The following is a 24101-nucleotide window of genomic DNA, read 5'->3' as shown; positions in this document are numbered from 1 at the left end:
GGAGATGTGAGCCCCCCACTACGTGGGCCGAATGGACCACCATATGATCAGCATCACACACTGGCTCCACCATATGAGCCCATGCACGATCGTGAAAGCCACGCATGTCCTGGGCGCCGGAACCGAGTCCTGCCCTCCGCGAGAACGGGTACGTTCGTGTCGCAAGCCCCCACCACGCTCCAGCCCGGTGACCATTCCATCCCCGCCCTCGACGGTCGGGCCACGCTGACCCGGTCGGCCGTGCCGGCCGACCGCACCGCCGTCAGCGCGGTGCACGCGCGCTGCGGCGCGGAGTCGCGCCACCGGCGCCATCAGACGGCGCGGCAGAGGTCGACCCGCTCCGAGTGGCGGTCGCTGACCTCGCAGGACCGGGGTCTGACGTGGGTGACGCGACCTGCCGACGCACCGGACTTCGTCATCGCCGCCACACATCTCCTCCGCACCCCGGTGGCCCGGACCGGTGAACTCGCGATCCTGGTGGAAGACGCCTGGCAGCGCGTCGGACTGGGCACAAAGCTGATGCGGCGGCCCCTTGGAGAGGCCCACCGCCTCGGTATGGCATCGGTCCATGAGCTGACCGACCGGGACAACCACCGCGTGCTGTCCCTCTGCCGCTCGCTGAGCGCCTGCGTCCGGGATGCCCAGGGCGGCGCCGTCGATCTCACGCTCCCGGTGTCCGAGGATGTGTCATGACCACACGCGCGCCCCGGCCTGCCGCACGGGTTCTCGGTCTCGTCGCCGCCCTCGCCCGCACCGTCCTCGGCACAGCGGCCGGTGCCGGCCGTCCTCCCACCCCGATCCAGCGGTTCGCCGCCCGCCGCCCGGTCCTGCTGGCGGTCTACGCCGGCACGCCCATCGGCCTCGTCCTCGTCGTCGCCGCCTGGCCCCGCGTCCGCACCACCGCGGACGTCGCCTTCCTCCTCGCCAACTGCCTGCTCGTGTACTGCGTCTTCGCGCTGGTCGCATACGGCGAACGCGCCCGACAGCGGCTGCTCGGCCGGAACCGCCACACCGAGGAGAAGGGCTGACAACCCGGCAGAACCTCGAAGGTCAGAGCGGCCGGCCGGCGCTGAGCAGTCCGTGCGCAGGCTGCCGTACGACGAGCCCGGCTCGCCCGCCATGTGCGGTCGACTGATCCGAATTCCACCGCGCGCCCCGCGTCCACCACGACCGCGGGGCGCGGACTGTTCAGTCGGCGCGGGTTTCAACATGCCATGTGCCCTAAACACCTGATGTCACTGAACAAGTAGACTGGCCATATAAGTGCGGCACCCACATGGTGTTCTATACGAGTCGGCCGCGGTCGCGGTCCAAGTCGGCGAAGAACGTACAGCGTTCGAGGATCACGAAGGTGACGCACATGGCAGTCACGCCGGACACCGGGGACATGGCCCGGGTCACAGCCAATTTCCGGCAGTACCTCATGGGCTGGGGCGCGGAGCTGAGCGCGTGGGGAGATCCGGACCACTATCGCAGCGGGCTGGCGCAACCGCAGTTCAACGGGGTCGTACGGCTGAGGTCGCTGGACGTCGTGGAGGAGTCGATGGCCACCGCGCGGGCCCGGCTCGCGGGCGTGCCCTGGTGGTGGTGGGTCGGCCCGGACAGCCCGGCGGGGACCGCCGACGCCCTCGCCGGGCTGGGGGCGGCGTCCCTCGGCGCCGTACCCCTGATGACCCGGTCGCTCGACGACGCCGAGGTGACCGAGGAGCCGCCGCCCGGTCTGCGGGTCGAAGAGGTCGGGGGAGGGAACCGGCTGCGGGAGCTGGTCCGCACCTACAGCGCTTCCATGGGGGTCTCACCGAGCCTGGAGGACGGCGTGGTGCGCGTCGAGGCCGGGCGGGCCGACAACCAGGACATCGTCCGCCTCGCCGCGGTGCTCGACGGCAAGGTGGTGGGTACGACGGTGGTCATCATGGCGCACGAGGTGGCCGGCATCTTCCTGGTCCATGTCGCGGAGGCGTACCGGCGGCGTGGCGTCGGCGGCGCCCTGACGACGGCGGCGTTGCGGGCGGGGCGGGAACGCGGGATGCACCTGGCCGCGCTCGGCGCCAGCCCGATGGGTGAGCCGCTGTACCGGCGCTTCGGCTTCGAGGCCGTCGCCGAGTACCACCTGTTCTCCGGACCCACGACCTGACACATTCGAATGTCACATCGGAAGCGATATTGACATCTACTAAGTTATATTCGGTTTGTGACTCAACGCACTGACATCGCGACCCTCGAACCTCAGCTCGCCAACTGCCGTGACTACTGGCTTGGCTGGGGAGCTCAGGAACGGCGGGACGACTACCTGTCCCTGTTCCGCAGCGGACTCGCCGACGGCCAGCTCAACGGTGTGATGCGGCTGCGGGACGACGACCGCACCGAGGAAGCCGTGGCCGATGCGGTCAAGCGGTTCGACGGCCTGCCGTTCACCTGGTGGGTCGGTCCCGACAGCGGGCCAGAGGTGCGTCGGCGACTCGTCGACGGCGGGGCCAGGCAAGAGGGGTCCATGCCGATCATGGCGGTGCGGACGGACCAGGTGCGGCACGTGGAGGGTCCCGACGCCCTCCGCGTGCGGCCCATCGGTGACTCCGTGGAGGAACTGTCCGATTGGGTGCGCACCTACAGCCCCTCCTTCGGTCTCCCTCCGGAACTCCACGACGACCTCGTCCGCGTCGAACGGGAGCGGACGGACGCCGGGCGGATCACCCGGTTCGCGGGCCGGCTCGACGGGCAGACCGTGGGGACGGCGCTGTTGTACGTGGCACACGGCGTGGCCGGGATCTACGTCGTCACCACCGACGCCTCACGACGGCGGCGGGGGATCGGCGCGGTCCTCACCCAGGCGGCCGTGCAGGCCGCCAGGGAGAACGGTCTGCGCGTGGCCACCCTCCAGGCCACCGGCGACGGCACGCCGGTCTACCGACGGCTCGGTTTCTCCGTCGTCGGCGAGTACGAACTCTTCGAGGTGCCGGCTTACGGGCCTGCCCGATGACCCTTTCCCATGAGGAGCGGCTTCCATGACCGACATCGAACTCCCAGACGCCATCCGGGTCTTCATAGAAGCGACCAACGCCGGTGACTCCGAGGCGTTCGTGTCCGCCTTCGCACCGGACGCGTACGTGAACGACTGGGGTCGCGAGTTCCACGGGCGCCGTGGGGTGAGCGACTGGAACCACACCGACAACATCGGTGTGCAGGCGCACTTCGACCTGGTCTCGGCCCAGCGGGACTCGGCGGACGGCCGCTACCTGCTGACGTTGCAAGTGTCGGGCAACGGCTACAACGGCACCGGGCCCATGGCCTTCGAGCTGCGCGACGGACTGATCGCCTCCCTGCGGATCAGCTAGGTCCTGTCGGGCCTCCCGCCGACGCGACAGTGCCGGCGGACGAGCCCGGCTGCCGGGGCCGAACGGCGGCCCCGGCTCGCCCGTCAGGCGGCGCCCGGCCGCCTGACGCCGACCAGCTCCGCAGGCGGCCGCCGGTCGGGGCAGTCGCCCTCTCGGACGCTCCCGCGGCGGGCTGAGCACGAAGGTCCTCCTGGCAGCGGACGGCGGGGCACGGCCTCCAGCCTTCACCCTCACCGTAGGGCAGGCTGGTGCGCACCTGCCTTCGATACGCTGACCAAAGAGACAGAACCCAGCGGCGAGGCGCACGACCGCGTCGTCCTCGAAATCGGCCAGGGTGTAGCCGAGGGTCTGCGGGCGGGCGGCCTGTTCGCGCAGGACGAGGCCGTCGCCGCCGCCCACACCCTGTTGCCCACCGTGCCCAACCAGCTCGGCCTCGACTACGACGCGCGTGTCATCGACAGCGTTCTCACCCGTCTGGCACCGGTCGGCTGGCGCCCACGCCCCGGGCTTCCGTTCGGCACAAGGTTATGTGACGTGTCGTCCGACCATGGAGGGGAAGGGTGCGCGGGTCTCAGCGCGCTGCCGCCGGGGGCGGCAATCGCATGCCCGCCAGGTCCGGCGGGATCGGCGTGTCCGGGCGGAAGAACGGCGCCGAGGGGCCGTCCTGGGCGGTGGCGGGGGCGTCGGTGAGGTGGAAGCGGCCCCGGAGGCGGCCGTAGAAGTCCGTCGGGTGCAGGCGGATCAACCGCACCCGGTCCGGGGCGCGGAAGACACCGATCCAGTCACCGGGGTCGAGCACCCCGCGCAATTGGCCGTCGATGCTCACCGCGGCCTGCCCGGAGTGGGGCAGGACGCGCAGGGCGACCGGTTCGTCGGGCGCGGCGACGATGCTGCGGTTGAAGGTCATGTGCGGCGCGATGGGGGTGAAGACCACCGCGTCCATGTGCGGGGAGAGCACGGGGCCGCCGGCGGCGAAGCTGTAGGCGGTGGACCCGGTGGGCGTGGCGACGGCCAGCGCGTCGGCCGAGTACGACGCCAGCAGCCGGCCCGCCATGTAGACGCCGACGCTCACCTGGCGGTCGCGGGCGAGCTTCTCCAGAACCACGTCATTGAGGGCGTTGACGTCCAGGGCGACGCCCCATCCCTCGTCCTCGGTGGTCTCCGGCCGGACGTGCGGGGCGGGCAGCGCGGGGCCACGCCCGTACAGCAGCAGGTCCTCCATTCCCCGCGGTGTCTCCAGCGGGTGCGACGCGCGCATGGTGAGGGTCATGCGTTCCTCGACGACGGCGCGGCCCTCGTGGACGGCGTCCAGGGCGGCGGTGACGTCGCCCGCCGGCACCTCGGTGAGGAAGCCGACCTTGCCCAAGTCGACGCCGAGGACGCTCGCCCCGCTCTTGACGGCGATCCGGGCGCCCCGCAGAAAGGTCCCGTCGCCGCCGAGGGTGACGACGAGGTCGGGGTTCCCCGCGGCCTCGGCCTCCTCGCGTCCGCCGCGCCGGCTGTGGTCCTTGGCCCACACGTCGATGTCGGTGCACGCGATGCCGCGGGCGTCGCTCCACCGGTGCACGGTCAGCGCCGCTTCCCGGGCGGCGGCCCGTCCCTGGTGAACGACAAGACCTATGCGTTGTATGGGCATGCTGACATCATGCAACACATAACAGCAGGTGGCACAGCCGAGGGCAGCTAACTCCCCATAGATTGACGCAACCGCGGCGTGCGAAGTGACTTCACTGGCGCGTTGTGGGGATTGCCCCACGCACCGGCTGGTGCGGACTCGATTTCACCAGGTCGTGGGGGCTGGAAAGCTGCACAGTGAGCGTCCCCGCTTCCATCGCCGTGCCGAGGTGACCCGTATGACCGCGTCCGTCCGCCGTCCCGCCGCCGTACCCACCGGACAGGTGTGGTGCGAGTTCGCTCTCACGACCGTGCTGCTCTTCCTGGTGGTGACCATCGTGCGCTGGGTCCGGGTGCCCGCGTCGCCGCTGTACGTCGGTGATCTGCGCCTCGCTCTCGCGGTGGTCGGGCCGGCCGCCGGACTGCTGATCACCGGGCTGATCCTGTCGCCATGGGGACGCCGCAGCGGCGGACACATGAATCCGGCGGTGACCGTCGCCGTATGGCTGATGGACGTGTTCCCCGGGGTGAGCGTCCTGCCCTACATCGCCGCCCAACTGGCGGGCTCCGTACTCGGGACGTTGCTCGGACGACTGGTATGGGGGCCGGTGGTGTCCACGGTCGGCTTCGGGTCCCTGCGGCCCGCCCCCACCTGGCCGGTGTCGGCCGTGTTCCTCGCGGAGACCGGGTGCATCCTCGTCCTGGCCCTCGCCGTCGGCTTCCTGCTGGCCTATCCGGCGTTCGGCCGGTGGCTGCCGGCGACGGTGGGAGTGTGCATCGCACTCATCATCGTGATCTTCGGCCCGCTGAGCGGCGGTTCCGCCAACCCCGCGCGGCAGTTCGGACCCGCCCTGCTCGCCGGTCAGTTCACCGACCTGGTGACCTACATGGTGGCGCCGATCGTCGGCGCCGTCCTCGGGGCTTCGGTGCACCACCTGCTCTACCGGCGGTTCCAGTTGCGCGAGCCGATCACGTACAAGCTCGCCGGCACCGGTGACGCCACCGGGCGCGCCGAGGCGTCGCGGGTGTGACCGGGCCGTCGGCCCGGCTTCGGCGCCCACTTACCTGAACACAGGTGTTGCACGAGGAAGGCTGATGTCCCTCCGGAAAGGCCGGGGACGGGGTGGATGAGACGCTCCTGCGTCAACCCCGCCTTGATGCGTCGACGGCCCCCGAGGGAGACTTCACGGGTGACCCAGCCCGACGACCGACCTGAGACTCTCGTGGGACGACTGCGAGAAATCGACTTTCTGCAACGTTTTCTCCGGCAGACCGGAGTGAACGGCGGCACGTTGCTGCTGTCCGGAGAAGCGGGTGTGGGCAAGACGGCCCTGTTGGAGGCGACCGCCGACGCCGCCCGCGCGTCGGGGAGGACGATCCTGCGCGTGACCGGGGCCGAGTTCGAGGCCGAGGCGAGCTTCGCCGGGCTCAACCAGACCCTGTTTCCCCTGGTCGACGACTTCTCCGCGCTCGGGGACGAACACGCCCGGGCGCTGCGGGTCGCCCTGGGCTTCGAGACCGGCTCCGCTCCGGACTGGCTCCTGCTGTCCAACGCCGTGACCCTGCTGCTCCGGCGGGTGGCCGCGCGGGCCCCGCTGCTGCTGGTCATCGACGACCTCCCCTGGCTCGACCGGGCCAGTGCGGTGGTGCTGAGCTTCGCGGCACGCCGGCTGGTCGGCAGCAGGGCCGGCCTGCTGGCGGCCTACAGAACCGGATCGGCCGGCTATTTCGACACCGGCGGCCTGCCCGAGCTGCCGTTGCGGGCACTGGACGACGAAGCCGCCGCCCAGTTGCTGGCGGAGCGCTTCCCCGACCTCGGTCCCCAGGTCCGGGCACGGGTACTGAGCACCGCGCAGGGCAATCCCCTGGCCCTGCTCGAACTCCCGCACGCCGTGCGGGAGACCCGGCGCGGCCCCGCCGAGCCCGTGCCCCGCATACTCCCGCTCAACCAACGTCTTCAGGGACTGTTCGCGGCCCGGGTGGCGGCCCTGCCCGCCGCGACCCGTACCCTGCTGCTCGCCGCCGCGCTGGAGAGCACCGGTGACCTCGCAGTGCTGCAAGCCGCGGCCGGCGCCGGTTACCGGCTGGACGACCTGGCGCCCGCCGAGCAGGACCAGCTCGTCAGGGTGACGACCGCCTCGCACACGGTGACGTTCCGACACCCGCTGATCAGGTCCGCGGTCGTGACCGAGTCGACGTCCGCGGAACGCCGGCGGGTGCACCGGGCCCTGGCGGAGGTCCACCGCGACGACCTCGAACGCCGGGCCTGGCACCTGGGCGAGGCCACCGTGGAGCCCGACGAGGAGGTGGCCGCGCTGTTGCAGGAAGCGGCTCGCCTGGTCCGGAGGCGCGGTGACTACCAGGCGGTGATCGCCCTGCTGTGCCGCGCCGCGGATCTCAGCCCGACGCCGCAGGCACGCAGCCGCCGCCTCGCCGAGGCCGCCTACATCGGTGCGGAAGGCCTGGCGGAGACCAGGAGCGCCATGGAACTGCTGCAAGGGGTCCGCCAGGCCGGCGAGCAGGCGCCCGCCTCCCTGAACTACGCGTCGGCGACCGCCTTCCAGCTCCTTGACGCGGACGGGCACGTCGACACCGCCCATCGCCTTCTGGTCGGCGCGATCGAAGCCTGGCCCAACCGTACGGACCCGCAGGACGAGGAACTCGTCACCGGGCTGTGGACCCTCGCTCTGGTCTGCATCGTCGGCGGACGGGCCGAACTGTGGGAGGCCTTCCACGCGGCCACGGCGCGTCTCGTGCCCGGGCCGCCGGAGATCATGACACTGGGCATCGGCCTGTTCGGCGCCGACCCCGTTCGCACGGGGGTGGCCCTGCTGCCGGCCCTGGAGGCCAGACTGGCGACGATCCAGCACGAGACCGACCCCGACATGGTGCAGAACGTGGCGGCGGCCTCGATCTACCCGGACCGCCTGACCGAGGTACGTGAACCCCTGTGGCGGAGCATCCGGCAAGGAAGGGCCGGGGGGCCCGGCAGAAGGCGGATCGTCGCCCTCATGGACGTGTGCATCGACGACTTCGTCCGCGGCGAGTGGGCCGAGGCCGCGGAACTCGCGGCCGAGGGCCTCGCGGTCTGCGAGGAGTTCGGGGGCAGGTTCTTCAGCTTCTACTTCCGCTATCACCAGGCTCTCCTGGCCGCCGTCCAGGGCAGGTTCGAGACCAGCCGCGCCCTCACCGACCAGATGATCGGCTGGGCTGGTCCGCGCGGCGTGGGCATGGCGCAGACGTATGCCCGCCACGCCCAGGTCCTGGCCCACCTCGGGGAGGGCGACTACGAGTCGGCCTACCAGCGGGCAACGGAGATCAGCCCCGCCGGAACCCTCGCCTCGCACGTACCGCACAGTCTCTGGGTGGCCCTCGAACTGGTCGAGGCCGCTGTCCGCACCGATCGCAGGGCCGAGGCCGAGCGGCACGTGCGCGTACTGCGCGAGTCGGGCACCGCGGCCCTCTCCCCCCGGCTCGCGATGCGGGAGATGGCCGCGGCGGCACTCGTCGCCGATGACGAGGCCGCCCCGGAGCTCTTCGAACGCGCTCTGCGGACGCCACGGACCGTCGAGTGGCCCTTCGACACCGCGCGCGTTCGCCTCCTGTACGGCGAACGGCTGCGCCGCTCACGGGCGATGAGCGAGGCGAAGGCCCAGCTCAAGGAGGCGTCCCACGCCTTCGAGAAGCTCGGTGCCACCCCCTGGGCGGCGCGCGCCGAACGGGAGCTGAGGGCAGCGGGGCAGACCGCGCGCACCCCCTCCAACACCCAGGGTGCGGCCGCCCTGACGCCACAGGAACGGGAGATCGCCCGGCTGGCGGCGTCCGGCATGACGAACAAGGAGATCGGCGAACGGCTGTTCATCTCACCGCGGACGGTGAGCAGTCACCTGTACCAGATCTTCCCGAAACTGGGCATCACCACGCGTGCGGCCCTGCGGGACGCGATCGGCAGCGACGACGCCTGACCGCCGTCCCGTATGACCTCCGGCACGTCGGAGCGCGTGGTCGTTCATCCACTCGGAGCCGGCAGAAGCAGCGAGACTTCCCGTGCCTCTGGACCCGCCAGCGACGTGGAACTCCTTTCAGACCGCCCCACCGCCTCGGGACGTCTCTGCCTCAAGCCCCCTGAGCCACCCCTCCACCATGCGCCGGGCGGACGCCGGATCCGCTTCCCGGCGTGCGATGGCGGCGGGGCCGCGCGCCGCGACCCCCATGAGGACCAGGGTGCGGCCGTCGTGGGCCAGGAGCAGCCACTCCTGGTACAGGCTGAGATCGATGCCCTGCGCGAACCATGCCAGGCGGCTGCCGGGGCTGCACTCGCCGACTCGTGCGCGCACGGGCAGCCCCTCCAGCCGGTAGGCGAACTCGCTGTCTGTCCGCAGCCCCGGCGGCTCGGTGTCCGCCACGGACCCGTCGTCGATCGGCGTGACATCCCGTGCCCAGTCGCACAGGCCGGCCAAGTGTCCGAAGACGGCTTCCGGCCGCGCGTCGACGTCGGTCTCGCCGACGGCCCAGAGGTCCGAGAATTCCGGGGAGTAACCGATCGGCCAGTGCAGAAGTCGGTGGCCGTCCGGCTGATCCGGTCCGGGCGCATCGAACACGATGTCTTCCTCCGTGCGGCTCCTGGTGGTTCCTTCCTCCACCAGGTTCCCGGACGGCGCGCGGGCGGGCATCAGTCATTCGACGGGGTCCCCACGCGTGACAGGCACCCCGGCCGGCCCGCACCACCCCATGCACCGTGTCGCCGCGAACACGGCACCCGGCCCGCCGAGACGCCGGCCACGGCAAGGAGCCGGGCAGCCGAGGCGACCAGGGCCGTAGCAGTGCCCCGCACCCACCAGCCCGCCGGCCGCGACGAGAAACCGGTTCACGGCGAGCCCGCAGACCCCGACGGCGTGTCCGGTCCGCTCAGCTCCCGGCGGCCAGGTCCGGCAGCAGCCGGGCCGCGTTGCGGGTGGTCAGCGCGCGCCAGGTGCCACCGGCCGGCTGTTCGGCGGCGTCGACGGAGGCGATCTGCGCGACGGCGCCGGCGGCCGGGGTCCAGCAGTAGTCGCTGCCGTAGAGCAGGCGGTCGTAGCCGAAGGTCGTCGTGAGCACCGGGATCTGGTGCGGGAAGGGACTGCCGGCCATGTCGAACCAGAGACCGCGCAACTGCTCCTGCACCGTGGGGCCGTCCTGGTCGCCGATGCCGAAGACGGTCCGGAACAGCTCCATGCGGTCGGCGAGCAGCGGGAGCGCGCCACCGCCGTGGGTGAAGACCCACTGGATGCGCGGGTAGCGGCGCAGCACTCCGCTGAACACCAGGTCGGAGACGGCACGGGTGGAGTCGAACAGGAACTCCAGCATGGGCCGGGGCCGGTCCAGGGAGACGGCTTCGTAGCAGGGCGGTGAGGTGGGGTGGACGAAGACGACGGCAGCGCGCTCGTCCAGGTCCCGCCAGAGGGGTTCGAAGCGGGCGTTGCCGAGGTAGGCGCCCGCGTGGTTGGTCTCGACGGCGACACCGTGGCTGCCGAGGACGTCGAGGGCGTGGGCGGCCTCGGCGCGCGCGCCGTCCACGTCGGGCAGCGGGAGGGAGGCAAAGTGCCCGAAGCGGCCGGGGTGTGCGCGCAGCACGTCGGCTGCGAACTCGTTGACCCGCCGGCTCAGCAGGCGCGCGGCGCGGTCGTCGCCGAAGTGCGTACCGGGCGACGAGACGGACAGCACGCTGGTGCGGATACCGTAGGCGTCCATGAGGTCCAGGTGCCCGGCCGCCGACCAGGTGGGGTAGCCCCGCATGCCGTCGGGGAGCAGATGTCCCGCGGCCTTGGCGGCCTCGACGTAGTCGGGGGTCACGAAGTGGGCGTGGACGTCGACGAGTTGCTCCGCTGTCGCGGTCACGGGGAGTCCTCCGTTTCTGGCCGGCGGCATGAGCAGGGTGCGTGCCGCGGGCTGGGACGTAAGGTCCCTGCGGCGACGCCTCGGCCGGTTCCCCGATTTTCGTCAGGGGACCCTCGGGAGGGCCATGGGGTGATCCCCACGACCGGACACGGCGGGCCTGGGGAGCACCCCACGGTTGCGGTGGGCGGTCACTGGCTGGGCGCCGGCCTTGTGCTCTCGCGGGCTATGAGTTCGGGCAGCGGTACCTGGACCGTGCCCGGGGCGGCTCCGTCCAGCAAGGACACCAGTTCCCGGGCAGCCGTGCGGCCGAAGGCCACCGTGTCCCGGGACAGCGCGGACAGCCAGGGCTTGACCATCCGGCACAGCGCGGAGTCCTCCCAGGAGACCACCGACACGTCGTCCGGCACGGTGAAGCCCAGTTCGGCCGCGGCGCCGACGCCCGCGACCGCCATCACGTCGTTGTCATAGATCAGTGCCGTGGGCGGGGTGGCGGCGCCCAGCACCCGGCGGGTGACGGCGGCCCCCTCGGCGTCGGAGTAGTCGGTGGTCACCGAGCGGACCTCGGTCAGGCCGCGCCGTTCGGCCTCGGCCCGCAGGCTGCGCATCCGCCGCTGGGTGTGCGCGAGGCCGGGCAGCCCGGCGATGTGCACGATCCGCCGGTGGCCCAGGGCGTGCAGTTCCCCCACGACCGCGGCCATCGCGCCGGCGTCGTCCGCCCACACCGCCGACAGGCCGGGGTGCAGCTCGGCCGGCGCGCCCCCGATCACCACGGCGGGCAGGCCGAGTTCCTCCAGGAGCGCGGGACGGGGATCGTCGGTGCGGGGGTCGACCATGAGGACGCCGTCGACCCGGTGCTCGGCCCACCAGGTCCGGTATACCGCGCATTCGTCGGCAATGTCCTCTACAACTTGGAAGAGCAGGCCGAGATGTCGCTCGGCCAGCACTTCCTGGATGCCCGAGACCAACTGGAGGAAGAACGAGTCCACACCAAGGGTGTGCGCGGGCCGGGCCAGCACGAACCCGACCGTGGCCGCGCCCTCACCGGACAACTGGCGGGCGGCGGTGCTCGGCCGCCAGCCGAGCTGTTCGGCCACCCGGCGCACCCGGGCCCGGGTCACCTCGGAGACGCCGGGCCGGTCGTTGAGGGCGAAGGAGACGGCGCTCTCGGAGACCCCGGCCCGCCGCGCGATGTCCTTCATCGTCGGCCGGCGCGCCGGTGAACGCTTGTCCGCCACTTCCGCTCCCATTCTCTGGCACCGAGCACTAAAGCGCTTGAGCTAGAGCAGCCTAAAGCGCATTAGCGATCCGGGCAAGGGCCGTGTCCGGCACTTGTCCGGCTCGCGTCAACCCGCCCTGACCTGCGGCTTCTATAGACGCAGGGAAGTTTTCAGCCGAATCCATTGACATTTTTCCGCCGAAGGATGCAATGTCTGCCCCTGAACCCGTGGCCGGCATCGTCGCCGTGGCCCGCCGTCCGAAGGAGCCTCCAGCCGTGCGCATATCCCGCAGAACCCTCGCCACCGCTGTCGCCGTCGCGGCCCTACTGCCGCTGTCCGCCTGCGGCTCCGGGAACGACGACAGCTCGTCGGGCGACGCCTCGGGCAAGATCGAGGGCAACATCACGTTCCAGACCTGGAACCTGCGCGCCAACTTCAAGCCCTACTTCGAGGGCGTCATCGCCGACTTCGAGCACAAGTACCCGGGCACCCACGTGAAGTGGGTCGACCAGCCCGCCGAGGGCTACGCCGACAAGCTCAGCGCGGAGGCGGCCGGCGGCACGCTGCCCGACGTCGTCAACGTCTCCCCCGACCTGGCCGCCCCGCTCGCCAAGGCCGGGCTCGCCCTGAACCTGGACAAGGACAAGACCGCGGCGAAGTACAAGAGCGAGTACCTGCCGGGCGCGTGGAGCAGCACCGACATCCCGGGCCTGCCGGGCACCTGGGCGTTCCCCTGGTACCTGAACACCGGCCCGCTGTTCTACAACAAGGCCCTGTTCAAGGAGGCCGGCCTCAACCCCGACCAGCCGCCGAAGACGTACGCCGAACTGTTCAAGGACGGCCTCCAGATCGCCAAGAAGACCGACGGCAAGGTCGCCACCCTCGCCAACGTGCCGGCCATCGAGGACTTCGGCCGCTACGGCGTCCAGCTGGTGAACAAGGAAGGCACCGGTTTCGCCTTCAACGACGCCAAGGGCGTCGAACTCCTCACCAAGTACAAGGAGTTGTACGACGCCAAGGCCCTCGACCCGCAGGCCCTGACCGCCACGCCCGAGTCGTCCGGACGCAAGTTCCTCACCGGGGCCGTCGCCATGAACCCCGGCAGCGCGCTGGACCTGAAGAACTTCAAGACGCAGGCGCCGACCCTGTACAAGAACATCGGCATCACCGACCAGATCACCAGCACCGGGCACGTCAACATGTACGTGCAGAACGTGATGGTGAACGCGCAGTCCAAGCAGAAGCCCGCGGCCGTGGCCTTCGCGCACTTCGTCACCGACGCGAAGAACCAGATGGCCTTCGCCAAGCAGGTCGCCATCTTCCCGAGCACCGCCGGCTCCCTGAACGACCCGTACTTCACCAAGGAGGACGGCACCGACGAGACCCGCGTCCGGGTGGCCGCCGCCAAGTCCCTGAAGACGGCCGTGAACTACACGCCGGTGCTGTTCAGCGACCAGATGAAGACCGCGCTCCAGCAGGAGGTCGCCAAGGCGCTCCAGGGCAAGGAGAGCCCGAAGCAGGGGCTCGACAACGCTGTCAAGGCCTGCGACCAGCTGCTCAAGCAGGGCTGATCCGCCGTGGCCCTCTCCTCCCCTGCCCGTCGGGGCTCCCGGGTGCGGCGCCAGCTGCCCACCAGTCCGTGGCTCTTCGCCGCACCCGGGTTGCTGGTCACCGCCGCGTTCGTGCTGTACCCGTTCGTGTCGACCGTGGTGAACTCCTTCACCGACCGTCGCACGCTGATCCCGGGCCAGTTCGTCGGTCTCGCCAACTACCGCGAGATGCTCCACGACGACGCGTTCTGGATCGCCCTGCGCAACAGCACGCTGTACATCCTCGGAGTCGTCCCCGCGCTCGTGGTCCTGCCGCTGCTGCTCGCGCTTCTGGTGCAGAAGCACATCCCCGGCATCGCCTTCTTCCGGTCCGCCTTCTACACCCCGGTCGTCGCCTCGATCGTGGTCGTCGGCCTGATCTGGGTGTGGCTGCTGGACGAACGCGGACTGGTCAACTCGCTGCTGGAGACGCTGGGCGCGAGCCCGGTCGGGTTCCTCAGCGACCAGTGGCTGATCCTGGTCAGCGCCATGACGGTCACGGTGTGGAAGGGCCTCGGCTACTACATGATCGTCTACTTGGCGGCGCTCGCGAACGTACCGCGCGAACTCCACGAGGCCGCCGCCGTGGACGGCGCCGGCGCGGTCCGCCGCTTCCTCAGCGTCACCGTGCCCGCCGTGCGGTCCACGATGGTCCTGGTGGCCGCGCTCGCCTCGGTCTCCGCCTTCAAGGTGTTCTCCGAGGTGTACCTGATGGCCGGCCCGACCGGCGGTCCGGCCGGCGAGGACACCACTCTCGTGATGCTCGTGCAGCGCACCGGCACCGGCCTCAGCGGCCGGGTCGGTTACGCCTCCGCGATCTCCGTGGTGGTCTTCGTGATCACCGTGGTGCTGATGCTGCTGGTACTGCGCGCGGACCGGAAGGACGAGGCCCAGGCATGACCGACACCCTGCGCACCCGGGACGGGCGGACCGCCCGCCCGGGGCACCCGACGACCGACCGCGCGCGGCGGACCGGCCGCCGCTCCCGTTTCACCGACGACACCGGCCAGCGCGTGCGGCCCGGGGAACTCGTCCTCCGCTACCTGCTGCTGCTCGGCGTGCTGGCCCTGACGGTCGGCCCGTTCCTGTGGCAGCTGTCGACCTCGCTGAAGGGCCCGACGGAGGACATCTACAGCTCCCCGCCGTCGTTCCTGCCCGAGCACCCCACCCTGCACAACTACAGCCGGGTCGCCGACGTCATCCCCGTCTGGGACTACGCCCTGAACTCCCTCAAGGTCGCCGTCGCCAGCGTGGTCACCAACTGCGTCGGCTCCGCCCTCGCCGGCTACGCCCTGGCCCGGCTGCGCTACCGGGGCCGCGGGGTACTGACCCTGGTCTTCATCCTGGCCCTGCTGGTGCCCGCCGAGAGCATCATCATCGCCCAGTTCACGACCATGCGGTCGCTGGAGCTGAACAACACGCTCATCGGCGTGGTGCTGCCCGGCTGCGTCGGCGCGCTGAACGTGCTGCTGATGCGCAACGCCTTCCTCAACCTGCCGTACGAGATCGAGGAGGCGGCCTTCGTCGACGGCGCCAACGTCTGGCAGCGCTTCCTGCGGATCGCGCTGCCGTCGGTCAAGGGCACCCTCGCCGTCGTCGCGATCTTCGCCTTCATGGGCGCCTGGGACGACTTCCTGTGGCCGTTGATCGTGCTCGGCGACCCGGGCAAGTTCACCCTCACCGTCGGCCTGAACTACCTGCACGGCACCTTCGCCAACGACCAGCGGCTGGTCGCCGCCGGCACGATCATCGCCGTGGCCCCGCTCATCGTCCTCTTCGCCTGCCTCCAGCGGTACTTCTTCCGCGGGGTCGGCGAGGGCGCCGTCAAGGGCTGACCGCCGCACTCGAACCCCCCGCAAGGACACCCATGCCTCCTGCCGTGCGCTTCGGCGTCAACTACACCCCCAGCGAAGGGTGGTTCCACCACTGGCTCGACTTCGACCTCGACTCCGTACGCGCCGACCTCGACTCCATCGCCGCGCTCGGCCTGGACCACGTCCGGGTCTTCCCGCTGTGGCCGTACTTCCAGCCGAACCGGGCTCTCATCCGGCCGCGCGCGGTGGAACAGCTCGTGGCCCTCGCCGACGCCGCCGCCGAACGCGGCCTGGACGTGAACGTGGACGGCCTGCAAGGCCATCTGTCCAGCTTCGACTTCCTGCCCGCCTGGACGCGCACCTGGCACCGGCGCAACCTCTTCACCGACCCCGAGGTCATCGACGGCCAGGCCGCCTACCTGCGCACCCTCGCCGCCGCCCTCGCCGACCGGCCCAACTTCATCGGCATGACCGTCGGCAACGAGGTCAACCAGTTCAGCGCCGGCCCCCACCCCGACCCCGACCGGGCCACCCCCGAGCAGATCGACACCTGGCTGGAGCGCATGCTCGCCGCCTGCGAGGAGGGCGCCCCCGGCCGGCTGCACCTGCACGCCGAGTACGACGCCACCTGGTACCAGCACGACATGCCGTTCACCCCGGCCCAGGCCGCCCGGTACGGCGGCGTCACCGCCGTGCACTCCTGGGTGTTCAACGGCACCGCCCAGCGCCACGGCCGTGCCTCCGTGCCCAGCGAGCACCACGCCGCCTACCTGGTCGAGCTGAGCAAGGCGTGGGCGGACGACCCGCACCGGCCGGTGTGGCTCCAGGAGGTCGGGGCCCCCGCCCCGCTGGTCCCCGCCGAGCACGCCGCCGCCTTCACCGAGGCGACCGTCACCAACGCCCTGGACTGCCCCGGGCTGTGGGGCATCACCTGGTGGTGCTCCCACGACGTCTCCCGCGGCCTCGCCGACTTCCCCGAACTCGAATACTCCCTCGGGCTGCTGACCAACGACCGGCGGCCGAAGGACATCGCACGGGTGCTCGCCGACGCGGCCCGCCGCACCCACCCCACCCCGGCACCGCGCACCACCGCCCTCGTCGTACCCGCCGACCCCGAGGGGCGTACGGCGCTGGCGCCGGACGGAACGGTGTACGACGCCTTCTTCCGGCTGACCGCCGACGGGGCCCGGCCCACCACGGTCCTGGACACCCGCGCGGCCGACACGGATCATCTACGGGCCCGCGGCATCACCGAGACCGTCACGGCCGAGCAAGTTCTCACCCCGCAGCACCGATGGAGCACCCCGCATGCATGACGACCGCTCGCTGATCGAAGCCCGCCTCAAGCGTGTCCTCGACGAACGCATCCGCCCCGCCGTGTACCCCGAGTCGGTGCCGCTGGAGGTCGCGGTGTGGAACGCGCCGGGTGAGCCGGTACCGGTCGAGGAAGGGCTCGCCGCGGAACCCGAGCCGATCACGGTGGGGTCCCGGTGGGGTGCCCCCTGGGGGACGAGCTGGTTCCGGGTGACCGGGACCGTGCCCGAGGCGTGGGCCGGCAGGACGGTCGAGGCGATCCTCGACCTGGGCTTCGACGAGAACATGCCCGGTTTCCAGTGCGAGGGCCTGGTCTACCGGCCCGACGGCACGCCGGTGAAGGGCCTGAACCCGCGCAACCAGTGGGTGCGGATCGGCGCGCCCGTGGCGGGCGGCGAGGAGGTCCGCCTGCACATCGAGGCCGCGTCCAACCCGGTGATCCTGGACTACCACCCCTTCCTGCCCACCCGGCTCGGGGACAAGGAGACCGCCGGGAGCGAGCCGCAGTACACGCTCACCCGCATGGACCTCGCCGTGTTCGACGAGACGGTGTGGCAGCTCGTGATGGACCTGGAGGTCCTGGGTGAGCTGATGGCGGAGCTGCCGGTGGACTCCGCCCGCCGCTACGACATCCTGCGCGCCGTGGACCGCGCGCTGGACTCCGTCGACCTCCAGGACGTGAACGGCACCGCCGGCCGGGCCCGCGAGCAGCTGACCGAGGTCCTGTCGTCCCCCGCCGTCCCGTCGGCGCACCGGATCAGCGCCGTCGGCCACGCGCACATCGACTCCGCCTGGCTGTGGCCGCTGCGGGAGACGGTGCGCAAGGTGGCCCGTACGACGTCCAACATGACCGCCCTGCTGGAGGACGAGCCGGAGTTCGTCTTCGCGATGTCGCAGGCGCAGCAGTGGGCGTGGGTGCGGGATCACCGGCCCGAGGTGTGGGCGCGGGTGAAGAAGGCCGTCGCCGACGGCCGGTTCGTGCCGGCCGGCGGCATGTGGGTGGAGTCGGACACCAACATGCCCGGCTCGGAGGCGATGGCGCGGCAGTTCGTGCACGGCAAGCGGTTCTTCCTCGACGAGTTCGGGGTGGACAACGAGGAGGCGTGGCTGCCGGACACGTTCGGGTTCGCGGCCGGGCTGCCGCAGATCATCAAGGCGGCCGGCTCCAAGTGGCTGCTGACCCAGAAGATCTCCTGGTCGCAGACGAACAAGTTCCCCCACCACACCTTCCAGTGGGAGGGCATCGACGGCACCCGGATCTTCACGCACTTCCCGCCCGTCGACACCTACAACTGCTCCATGAAGGGCAGCGAGATCGCCCACGCGGCGAAGAACTTCAAGGACAAGGGCCGGGCCCGGCACTCCCTGGCGCCGACCGGCTGGGGTGACGGGGGCGGCGGCACCACCCGCGAGATGGTCGCCAAGGCCGCCCGCCTGCGGGATCTGGAAGGCTCCGCGCAGGTGGTGTGGGAGACCCCGCGGACGTTCTTCGAGAAGGCCGAGGCCGAGTACCCCGAGCCGCCGGTCTGGGTGGGCGAGCTGTACCTCGAACTGCACCGGGCGACGCTGACCAGCCAGGCCAAGACCAAGCAGGGCAACCGGCGCAGCGAACACCTGCTGCGCGAGGCGGAACTGTGGGCCGCCACGGCCGCCGTCAGGGCCGGGTTCCCGTATCCGTACGAGGAGCTGGACCAAATCTGGAAGACGGTCCTGCTGCACCAGTTCCACGACATCCTGCCCGGCTCCTCCATCGCCTGGGTCCACCGCGAGGCACGCGCCACCTACGAACGGATCGCGGGCGAGCTGAACGCGATCATCGACGGCGCCCAGCGGGCACTCGCCGGAGAGGGCACCACCGAGCTGGTCTTCAACTCCGCCCCGCACGAGCGGGCGGGTGTGGTCGCGGGCGGTGCCACCGCCCCGGCACTCACCGGCGCCACCACGCTCGCTCCCCGCCAGGACGGCGGCTTCGTCCTGGACAACGGCCTGCTGCGGATCGAGATCGACGCCCGGGGACTGGTCGTCTCCGCCTACGACATCGCGGCCGAGCGGGAGACCGTCGCCCCGGGCCGGGCGGCGAACCTCCTCCAGCTCCACCCCGACTTCCCGAACATGTGGGACGCCTGGGACGTCGACGAGTTCTACCGCAACACCGTCACCGACCTCACCGACACCGAATCGGTCACGGCCGGCGAGGACGGCGCCTCGGTCCAGGTGGTGCGCGCCTTCGGCGACTCCCGGGTCACCCAGGTGCTGTCCCTGCCGCCCGGCGAGCAGCGCCTGGTGGTGGACACCGAGGTCGACTGGCACGAGACGGAGAAGTTCCTGAAACTGGCCTTCCCGCTCGATCTGCACGCCGAACGCTACGCCTCCGAGACCCAGTACGGACACGCCTACCGGCCCACCCACACCAACACCTCCTGGGAAGCGGCCAAGTTCGAGGCCTGCAACCACCGCTTCCTGCACCTGGAGGAACCCGGCTGGGGCGTCGCGGTCGTCAACGACTCCACCTACGGCCACGACGTCACCCGCACCGTCCGCACCGACGGCGACGGTGGTACGACGACCACCGTGCGGGTGTCCCTGCTGCGCGCCCCGCGCTTCCCCGACCCCGAGACCGACCAGGGCGTCCACCGCTTCCGGCACGCCCTCGTCCCCGGCGCCGCCATCGGCGACGCCGTCCGCGAGGGCTGGCGGATCAACCTCCCCGAGCGCCGTCTCACCGGTGCCGGCGAGGTCGCCCCGCTGGTCACCGCCGACAACGACGCCGTCGTCATCACGGCGGTGAAGCTCGCCGACGACGGCAGCGGGGACGTCGTCGTCCGCTTCCACGAAGCCCACGGCAGCCGGGTCCGGGCGACCCTGACGGCCGGCTTCGAGGTGGCCGGCCTCGCCGTCACCGACCTGCTGGAGCGGCCCCTCGCGGACACGGCTGCCCCGGAACGCGACGGCGACCGGATCACCGTACGGCTGCGGCCGTTCGAGCTGGTGACGCTGCGGCTGCGGAGGGCGTGACCGAGGACCCCGGAAAGGGGGCGCGGGCCCGGGTGACCGGGCCCGCGCCCCTGGGGAGGGTGACGCCGGCAGCCCCGGGGGAAGGGCCTACGGCGCAACACGTGGTCCGGGACGGTCAGGCGCCGGTGCTGCCCGGACTCGCCGCACCCGACGTGGTGTAGGCGTGGGCACCGGTGCCGGCCAGCTTGCCGCCGTCCACGATGAGGTACTCGTCGCGGATCGGGCGGCCGGCGAAGAAGTCCTCCAGGATCTCCCGCGTGCCGGCGGCGTACCGCGCCTGGGCCGAGAGGGTGGAGCCCGACACGTGCGGGGTCATGGCGTTGTGCGGCATGGTCCGCCAGGGATGGCTGGGCGCCGGGGGCTGCGGGTACCAGACGTCGCCCGCGTACCCGGCCAGCCGTCCCGACTTCAGCGCGCGCACCACCGCGTCGCGCACCATGATCTCCGCCCGCGCGGTGTTGACGATGTAGGAGCCGCGGCGCATGGTCGCGAGCAGTTCGTCGTCGAAGAGGTGGTACGTCTCGGGCTGGAGCGGCGCGTGCACCGACACCGCGTCGACGCTGCGCACCAGTGACCGGACGTCCGGGTGGTAAGTGAGCCCCAGTTCCCGCTCGACGTCTTCGGGGAGCCGGTGCCGGTTCATGTAGTGCAGGTTGACGTCGAACGGCTTGAGCCTCTTGAGCACCGCGCGGCCGATGCGGCCGGCCGCGATGACGCCGACGTCCATGCCCTCGATGTCGTAGGCCCGTGACACGGCGTCGGCGATGTTCCAGCCGCCGTTGCGGACCCACTCGTGGGACGAGACGAAGTTCCGCACCAGGCAGAGCAGTTGCATCACGGCGTGCTCGGCCACGCTGATGCTGTTGCTGTAGGTCTCCTCGGCGACGGTGATGCCGCGCTGGATGGCGGCCTCCAGGTCGACGTGGTCGGAGCCGATGCCCGCGGTGAGGGCGAGCTTGAGCTTCTTCGCCTTGGCGATGCGTTCGGCGGACAGGTAGGCCGGCCAGAACGGCTGGGAGATGACGACGTCCGCGTCGGGCAGTTCCCGCTCGAAGACGGAGTCCTCCCCGTCCTTGTCGCTGGTGACGACGAACTCGTGGCCCTGCTCGTCCAGATAGGAGCGCAGGCCCAGTCCGCCCGAGACGCAGCCGAGGAGTTCACCGGGGGTGAAGTCGACGGCGGACGGAGTCGGCAGACTCATGCCGTCCGGATAGGCGGTGAGCCGGGGCAGCGCGTCGCGGACGTACGCGGGCGGGTACCCGGTCAGCGGATCCGGATAGAGGACGCACAGCACTTTCATTTCCCGTTACTCCTCGCACACGAGCGACCGACTCCGGACACCGGCCGGAGATCGGGATGACGGCGAGGTCCGGTCGGAGTGCCGGCACCACCCCCGTGAACGCTCGTCGGGGGCGGTCCGGACTCCCCTACTCTCGCCCCGGGCGCCCGTCCCGGGCCATGGAGCGGGCCCTACGACCCGGCGCCGCCCGGTGTGGCGGGCACCCCACTTCCGGGTGCGGGGTCACCCGTCACATCCAGGTCCGGGCGGACGCGGGCGTGCTGTCCGGGCCGCAGTCAGCGGCCGTCCAGAGGGGCCGTCGCGGCTCCCGCGTCGTGTCGTCGCGAGCGTCCATGCGTCGGCGCGCCATGCCGGTCAGCACCTCAAGGACGACACGGTTGGCGAGGAACGACGTGCTCTCGGCATGGTCGTAGGGCGGCGCCACTTCGACGACGTCGACACCAAGGACGGGCAGTTCGTAGGCGACCCGGCGGACGGCGTCGAGCAGTTGCCGGGCGGTCAGGCCATCCGGCTCGGGCGTGCCCGTGCCCGGAGCGTGCCCGGGGTCGCACACGTCGACGTCCACCGACAGGAAGACTCCGTCGCAGTCGTCCATGGCGATGGCGAACGCCTCGGTGAGGCACTCGTCGAGGCCCCGTGCCCCGATCTCGGTCATCTCGTAGGAGCGCATGCCCTGGCGGGCCATCCAGTCCAGCGTCTCGGGCGGCGGCCAGTACCCGCGCAGTCCGATCTGCAGGAACCGGTCGCCGCGCACCGAGCCGGACTCGATGAGCCGGCGCATCGGCTGGCCGTGTCCGACCAGGGAGCCGAACTCGACGTCGACCGTGTCGGCGTGGGCGTCGAAGTGGATCACCGAGACCCTGCCCGGCCCCGCGTGCTCGGCCACACCGGCCGCGTCCGGCCAGGCGATGGTGTGTTCGCCGCCGAGGATCACGGGGATCGCCCCGGTGCGCGCGACGGCATGGACCGCGGTCCGCAGATCGCGCACCGAGCGCTCGGCGTCACCCGAGAACATCTCCACGTCCCCGGCGTCGTAGGCGCGCAGGTCCCGCAGGCCGTCGACCCGCATGGCCAGCGAGGGACGGGATCCGTCGGGGGTTGTGGTCGGTCTGGCGGATGTACTGCGGACCGAACCGTGTGCCCGGGCGGTGCGAGGTGCCGCCGTCATAACGAGCCACGGTGTTCACCTGTTCCGAGAGGGCCGGTCGTCGACGTCGGGAGCGTGCGGGGAGTGCGGGAAGGTCAGCGCATCGAGTCGATGAGGAGACCCAGGTCGTCCTTCGAGGTCAGTGGGTTGACGATGGCGAACCGGGCGCACACCTGCCCGCGGTGCCGGGTGGGAGTGACGAACGCCCGCTGCGACTCCATCAGGTGGGTGCTCCAGCGGTCGTAGTCCTCGGGCTGCCACCCGATGCGCTCGAACGTCAGCACGGTGAGGTCTCTTCGAACCGCTGCTGGAGGAGCTGAACCGGCGCCGAGTCCCCGTCTTCGCCCATCCGACAGAGCATCTGGGCATCGAAAGTCTCGGCTTCGACCGGCCGAGTTCGGTGATCGAATACCCTCTGGACACGGCACGGAACATCACCAACGCCGTGTACACGGGGGTCTTCCAGCGCTACCCCGACCTGCGAGGCCGCGGCCCCAGGGACGCGGACATCGATCCTGCTCACGTGACACAGGTTCTGCGCGGCCCTCTACTACGAGACCGCCCTGGCCGGTGCGGCTCACTCTCTGCTGCCGACCTTGCGGGTCACAGGTGCTGATCCAGAGCAACGGCGCCATCCAGCCGGAGACCAGCCGCCGCTCGGCCAACATGAGTCACCAAGGTCACGCTGGGCTGTGTCCCCTCCTATATTGCAGCTGACACATGAGTCGCTGGCAGTGAGTAGTACTCGGCGACTCCAGCGCTTCCTCGTGGAGGTTCTTGTGCGAAGCCTGAAGAGAAACATCGCTTCCGCCGCGGTGGCCGCCGGCGCTGTGGCGCTGGCGGTAGGGCTGTCCAGCTCCCCCGCCTTCGCCGTCGATCCCGGCACGCCCGGCTACGTCACCTTCTGGCAGGGCGGATTCACCGGACCGACCCTGGAGTACTCACCGTCCCAGGTCGGCACCTCGTGCGTCACCCTGCCGTTCTCGGTACAGTCCGACCTCAACAACAGCTATCAGACCGTCCTCGTCTACAGCGGCACCGGGTGCACCGGTTCCACGCTGACGCTGCCCGCGGGTGACCTGCACAGCTTCGGTGGATTCGTCGGAAAGAGCTTCCGTTTCGCAAGCTGACAGCACTTCCGGCTGAACCCGTGACGCTTAGGGGCTGACAGTCATATGTCGCCACCTATAGAGTGAGTTTCTGACTTGGGTTCGGCCGGATAGTGTTTGATTATGACGACTACACAAGGCAAGTCCGCCATCAGTGTGTTCTCAAAGGACTGCCTCTCCCGCCAGGTGCTCCTGGACGTAACAGGACGATGGGGCATCCTCGTCCTGTCGGCCTTGCACGAGCGGGAGTGCCGCTTCAACGTATTGCGGCGCCGTATCGAGGGCATCAGCGAGAAGATGCTGTCGCAGACCCTGTTCACCCTGCGCAGGGACGGCCTGGTCAACCGGTACGTCGAGGCGACGATCCCGCCCAAGGTCACCTACAGTCTGTCCCCGCTCGGGACGGCCGTGGCGAAGCGGGCCGTCGAACTCGTCGCTCTCCTCGAGACCGAGGCGGACCGGTTCGAGCAGGCCTGGGCAGCCTTCGAGGAGTGACCCGGTCCCGCTTTCCAGTTACCGCAGGTTGACAGTCAGCTCGCCTGCCCGGGCCCGGAAGCCTCCCCGTCTTCCTCCAAGCCCACCTTTCCCCGCGCGGACCGGCGACACCCTCACCCGATCCGCGCCCGGGACCGCAGCCGCGCCCGTCCTTCGCCGCCGGCACCAAGCGTGGCACAGTCCGCGGCTGTGAACCCGGCTCAAGGCAACGCCGAACAGCTCCAGGCCCTCGCCCGCTCCGCCGCCATGGCCCCCGCGCGCCTGCCGCCGCAACGGCC

General features: G+C 70.8%; 21 protein-coding genes and 1 pseudogene. 15 read left to right on the top strand and 7 right to left on the bottom strand.

Features of this window, described 5'->3' with window-relative positions; genetic code table 11:
• The first annotated feature begins 156 nt into the window (after nucleotides 1-156).
• From IE294_RS33195 to IE294_RS33170, 6 genes and pseudogenes are all read left to right on the top strand, one after another.
• Entirely contained in the window at nucleotides 157-693 is a 537-nt protein-coding gene (locus IE294_RS33195) for a GNAT family N-acetyltransferase (protein ID WP_189892288.1), read from the top strand.
• Nucleotides 690-1028 carry a hypothetical protein gene (locus tag IE294_RS33190; RefSeq protein ID WP_189892285.1) on the top strand — a complete coding sequence of 113 codons (339 nt, stop codon included), beginning with the start codon at nucleotides 690-692 and terminating at the stop codon, nucleotides 1026-1028. Before IE294_RS33195 ends, IE294_RS33190 begins: the two co-directional genes overlap by 4 nt.
• 332 nt (nucleotides 1029-1360) lie before the next feature.
• Nucleotides 1361-2134, top strand: coding sequence for a GNAT family N-acetyltransferase (locus IE294_RS33185; protein ID WP_189892284.1), 774 nt, complete (start codon nucleotides 1361-1363; stop codon nucleotides 2132-2134).
• A 57-nt stretch (nucleotides 2135-2191) separates the two neighbouring features.
• Complete coding sequence (locus IE294_RS33180; protein WP_189892282.1) at nucleotides 2192-2977, top strand: GNAT family N-acetyltransferase; 786 nt, start codon at nucleotides 2192-2194, stop codon at nucleotides 2975-2977.
• Between the two features lie 25 nt (nucleotides 2978-3002).
• Nucleotides 3003-3332 (top strand): nuclear transport factor 2 family protein, encoded by a 330-nt coding sequence (locus IE294_RS33175; RefSeq protein WP_189892280.1) that lies wholly within the window; start codon nucleotides 3003-3005, stop codon nucleotides 3330-3332.
• Between the two features lie 151 nt (nucleotides 3333-3483).
• Nucleotides 3484-3582, top strand: a pseudogene (locus IE294_RS33170) (IS5/IS1182 family transposase); the annotation flags it as partial.
• Nucleotides 3583-3903: 321 nt separating this feature from the next.
• Here the strand turns inward: IE294_RS33170 and IE294_RS33165 are convergent.
• Nucleotides 3904-4968 carry an NAD(+)/NADH kinase gene (locus IE294_RS33165; protein WP_189892278.1) on the bottom strand — a complete coding sequence of 355 codons (1065 nt, stop codon included), beginning with the start codon at nucleotides 4966-4968 and terminating at the stop codon, nucleotides 3904-3906.
• A gap of 217 nt (nucleotides 4969-5185) precedes the next feature.
• Between IE294_RS33165 and IE294_RS33160 the strand changes: the two genes are divergently transcribed.
• Together IE294_RS33160 and IE294_RS33155 are read left to right on the top strand one after the other, a co-directional pair.
• Entirely contained in the window at nucleotides 5186-5977 is a 792-nt protein-coding gene (locus tag IE294_RS33160; RefSeq protein ID WP_189892277.1) for an MIP/aquaporin family protein, read from the top strand.
• 126 nt (nucleotides 5978-6103) lie between these two features.
• The gene (locus IE294_RS33155) at nucleotides 6104-8911 is read left to right on the top strand and encodes a helix-turn-helix transcriptional regulator (protein WP_189892322.1); all 2808 of its coding nucleotides are present in this window, start codon (nucleotides 6104-6106) and stop codon (nucleotides 8909-8911) included.
• Nucleotides 8912-9028: 117 nt separating this feature from the next.
• Here IE294_RS33155 and IE294_RS33150 read toward each other — a convergent pair whose 3' ends face one another.
• The 3 genes from IE294_RS33150 to IE294_RS33140 form a co-directional block, all read right to left on the bottom strand.
• The gene (locus IE294_RS33150; protein WP_189892275.1) at nucleotides 9029-9547 is read right to left on the bottom strand and encodes an SRPBCC family protein; all 519 of its coding nucleotides are present in this window, start codon (nucleotides 9545-9547) and stop codon (nucleotides 9029-9031) included.
• A 307-nt stretch (nucleotides 9548-9854) separates the two neighbouring features.
• Nucleotides 9855-10853, bottom strand: coding sequence for an amidohydrolase family protein (locus IE294_RS33145; RefSeq protein ID WP_189892273.1), 999 nt, complete (start codon nucleotides 10851-10853; stop codon nucleotides 9855-9857).
• A gap of 158 nt (nucleotides 10854-11011) precedes the next feature.
• On the bottom strand, nucleotides 11012-12058 hold the full coding sequence (locus tag IE294_RS33140) for a LacI family DNA-binding transcriptional regulator (RefSeq protein WP_189892271.1): 1047 nt from the start codon (nucleotides 12056-12058) through the stop codon (nucleotides 11012-11014).
• A gap of 257 nt (nucleotides 12059-12315) precedes the next feature.
• Here IE294_RS33140 and IE294_RS33135 point away from each other — a divergent pair, with 257 nt between their 5' ends.
• Genes IE294_RS33135 through IE294_RS33115 form a run of 5 tightly spaced genes read left to right on the top strand, consistent with a single transcriptional unit; the run spans nucleotide 12316 to nucleotide 19772 of the window.
• Nucleotides 12316-13611 carry an ABC transporter substrate-binding protein gene (locus IE294_RS33135; RefSeq protein WP_189892320.1) on the top strand — a complete coding sequence of 432 codons (1296 nt, stop codon included), beginning with the start codon at nucleotides 12316-12318 and terminating at the stop codon, nucleotides 13609-13611.
• A gap of 6 nt (nucleotides 13612-13617) precedes the next feature.
• Nucleotides 13618-14529, top strand: a complete 912-nt coding sequence (locus IE294_RS33130; RefSeq protein ID WP_229917527.1) for a carbohydrate ABC transporter permease — start codon at nucleotides 13618-13620, stop codon at nucleotides 14527-14529.
• Nucleotides 14526-15464 carry a carbohydrate ABC transporter permease gene (locus IE294_RS33125; protein WP_189892270.1) on the top strand — a complete coding sequence of 313 codons (939 nt, stop codon included), beginning with the start codon at nucleotides 14526-14528 and terminating at the stop codon, nucleotides 15462-15464. The genes IE294_RS33130 and IE294_RS33125 overlap by 4 nt, the downstream gene beginning before the upstream one ends.
• Nucleotides 15465-15496: 32 nt before the next feature.
• Nucleotides 15497-16759: a glycoside hydrolase 5 family protein gene (locus tag IE294_RS33120; protein ID WP_189892268.1), complete on the top strand. Its 1263-nt coding sequence runs from the start codon at nucleotides 15497-15499 to the stop codon at nucleotides 16757-16759.
• Nucleotides 16752-19772 carry an alpha-mannosidase gene (locus IE294_RS33115; protein WP_189892266.1) on the top strand — a complete coding sequence of 1007 codons (3021 nt, stop codon included), beginning with the start codon at nucleotides 16752-16754 and terminating at the stop codon, nucleotides 19770-19772. Before IE294_RS33120 ends, IE294_RS33115 begins: the two co-directional genes overlap by 8 nt.
• Before the next feature lie 115 nt (nucleotides 19773-19887).
• On the opposite strand, the gene IE294_RS33110 is transcribed toward IE294_RS33115, so the two are convergent.
• The 3 genes from IE294_RS33110 to IE294_RS33100 all read right to left on the bottom strand — a co-directional run bounded on the left by IE294_RS33110 (nucleotide 19888) and on the right by IE294_RS33100 (nucleotide 22503).
• Nucleotides 19888-21072, bottom strand: coding sequence for an NAD-dependent formate dehydrogenase (locus tag IE294_RS33110; RefSeq protein WP_189892264.1), 1185 nt, complete (start codon nucleotides 21070-21072; stop codon nucleotides 19888-19890).
• Between the two features lie 229 nt (nucleotides 21073-21301).
• The gene (locus IE294_RS33105; RefSeq protein WP_229917525.1) at nucleotides 21302-22141 is read right to left on the bottom strand and encodes an agmatinase family protein; all 840 of its coding nucleotides are present in this window, start codon (nucleotides 22139-22141) and stop codon (nucleotides 21302-21304) included.
• Between the two features lie 173 nt (nucleotides 22142-22314).
• Entirely contained in the window at nucleotides 22315-22503 is a 189-nt protein-coding gene (locus tag IE294_RS33100; RefSeq protein WP_189892262.1) for a hypothetical protein, read from the bottom strand.
• A gap of 495 nt (nucleotides 22504-22998) precedes the next feature.
• Here IE294_RS33100 and IE294_RS33095 point away from each other — a divergent pair, with 495 nt between their 5' ends.
• Together IE294_RS33095 and IE294_RS33090 are read left to right on the top strand one after the other, a co-directional pair.
• Nucleotides 22999-23349, top strand: a complete 351-nt coding sequence (locus tag IE294_RS33095) for a hypothetical protein (RefSeq protein WP_189892260.1) — start codon at nucleotides 22999-23001, stop codon at nucleotides 23347-23349.
• A 102-nt stretch (nucleotides 23350-23451) separates the two neighbouring features.
• A complete protein-coding gene (locus IE294_RS33090) occupies nucleotides 23452-23823 on the top strand; it encodes a winged helix-turn-helix transcriptional regulator (protein WP_189892258.1) in 372 nt (123 codons plus the stop codon).
• Nucleotides 23824-24101: the final 278 nt, after the last annotated feature.

Origin of the sequence: Streptomyces canarius (genome assembly GCF_014650735.1) — a bacterium.
Taxonomy (GTDB): Bacteria; Actinomycetota; Actinomycetes; order Streptomycetales; family Streptomycetaceae; genus Streptomyces; species Streptomyces olivaceoviridis.
Note: the sequence above shows the minus strand (reverse complement) of the source record. Positions and strands in the feature narration are given on the sequence as shown.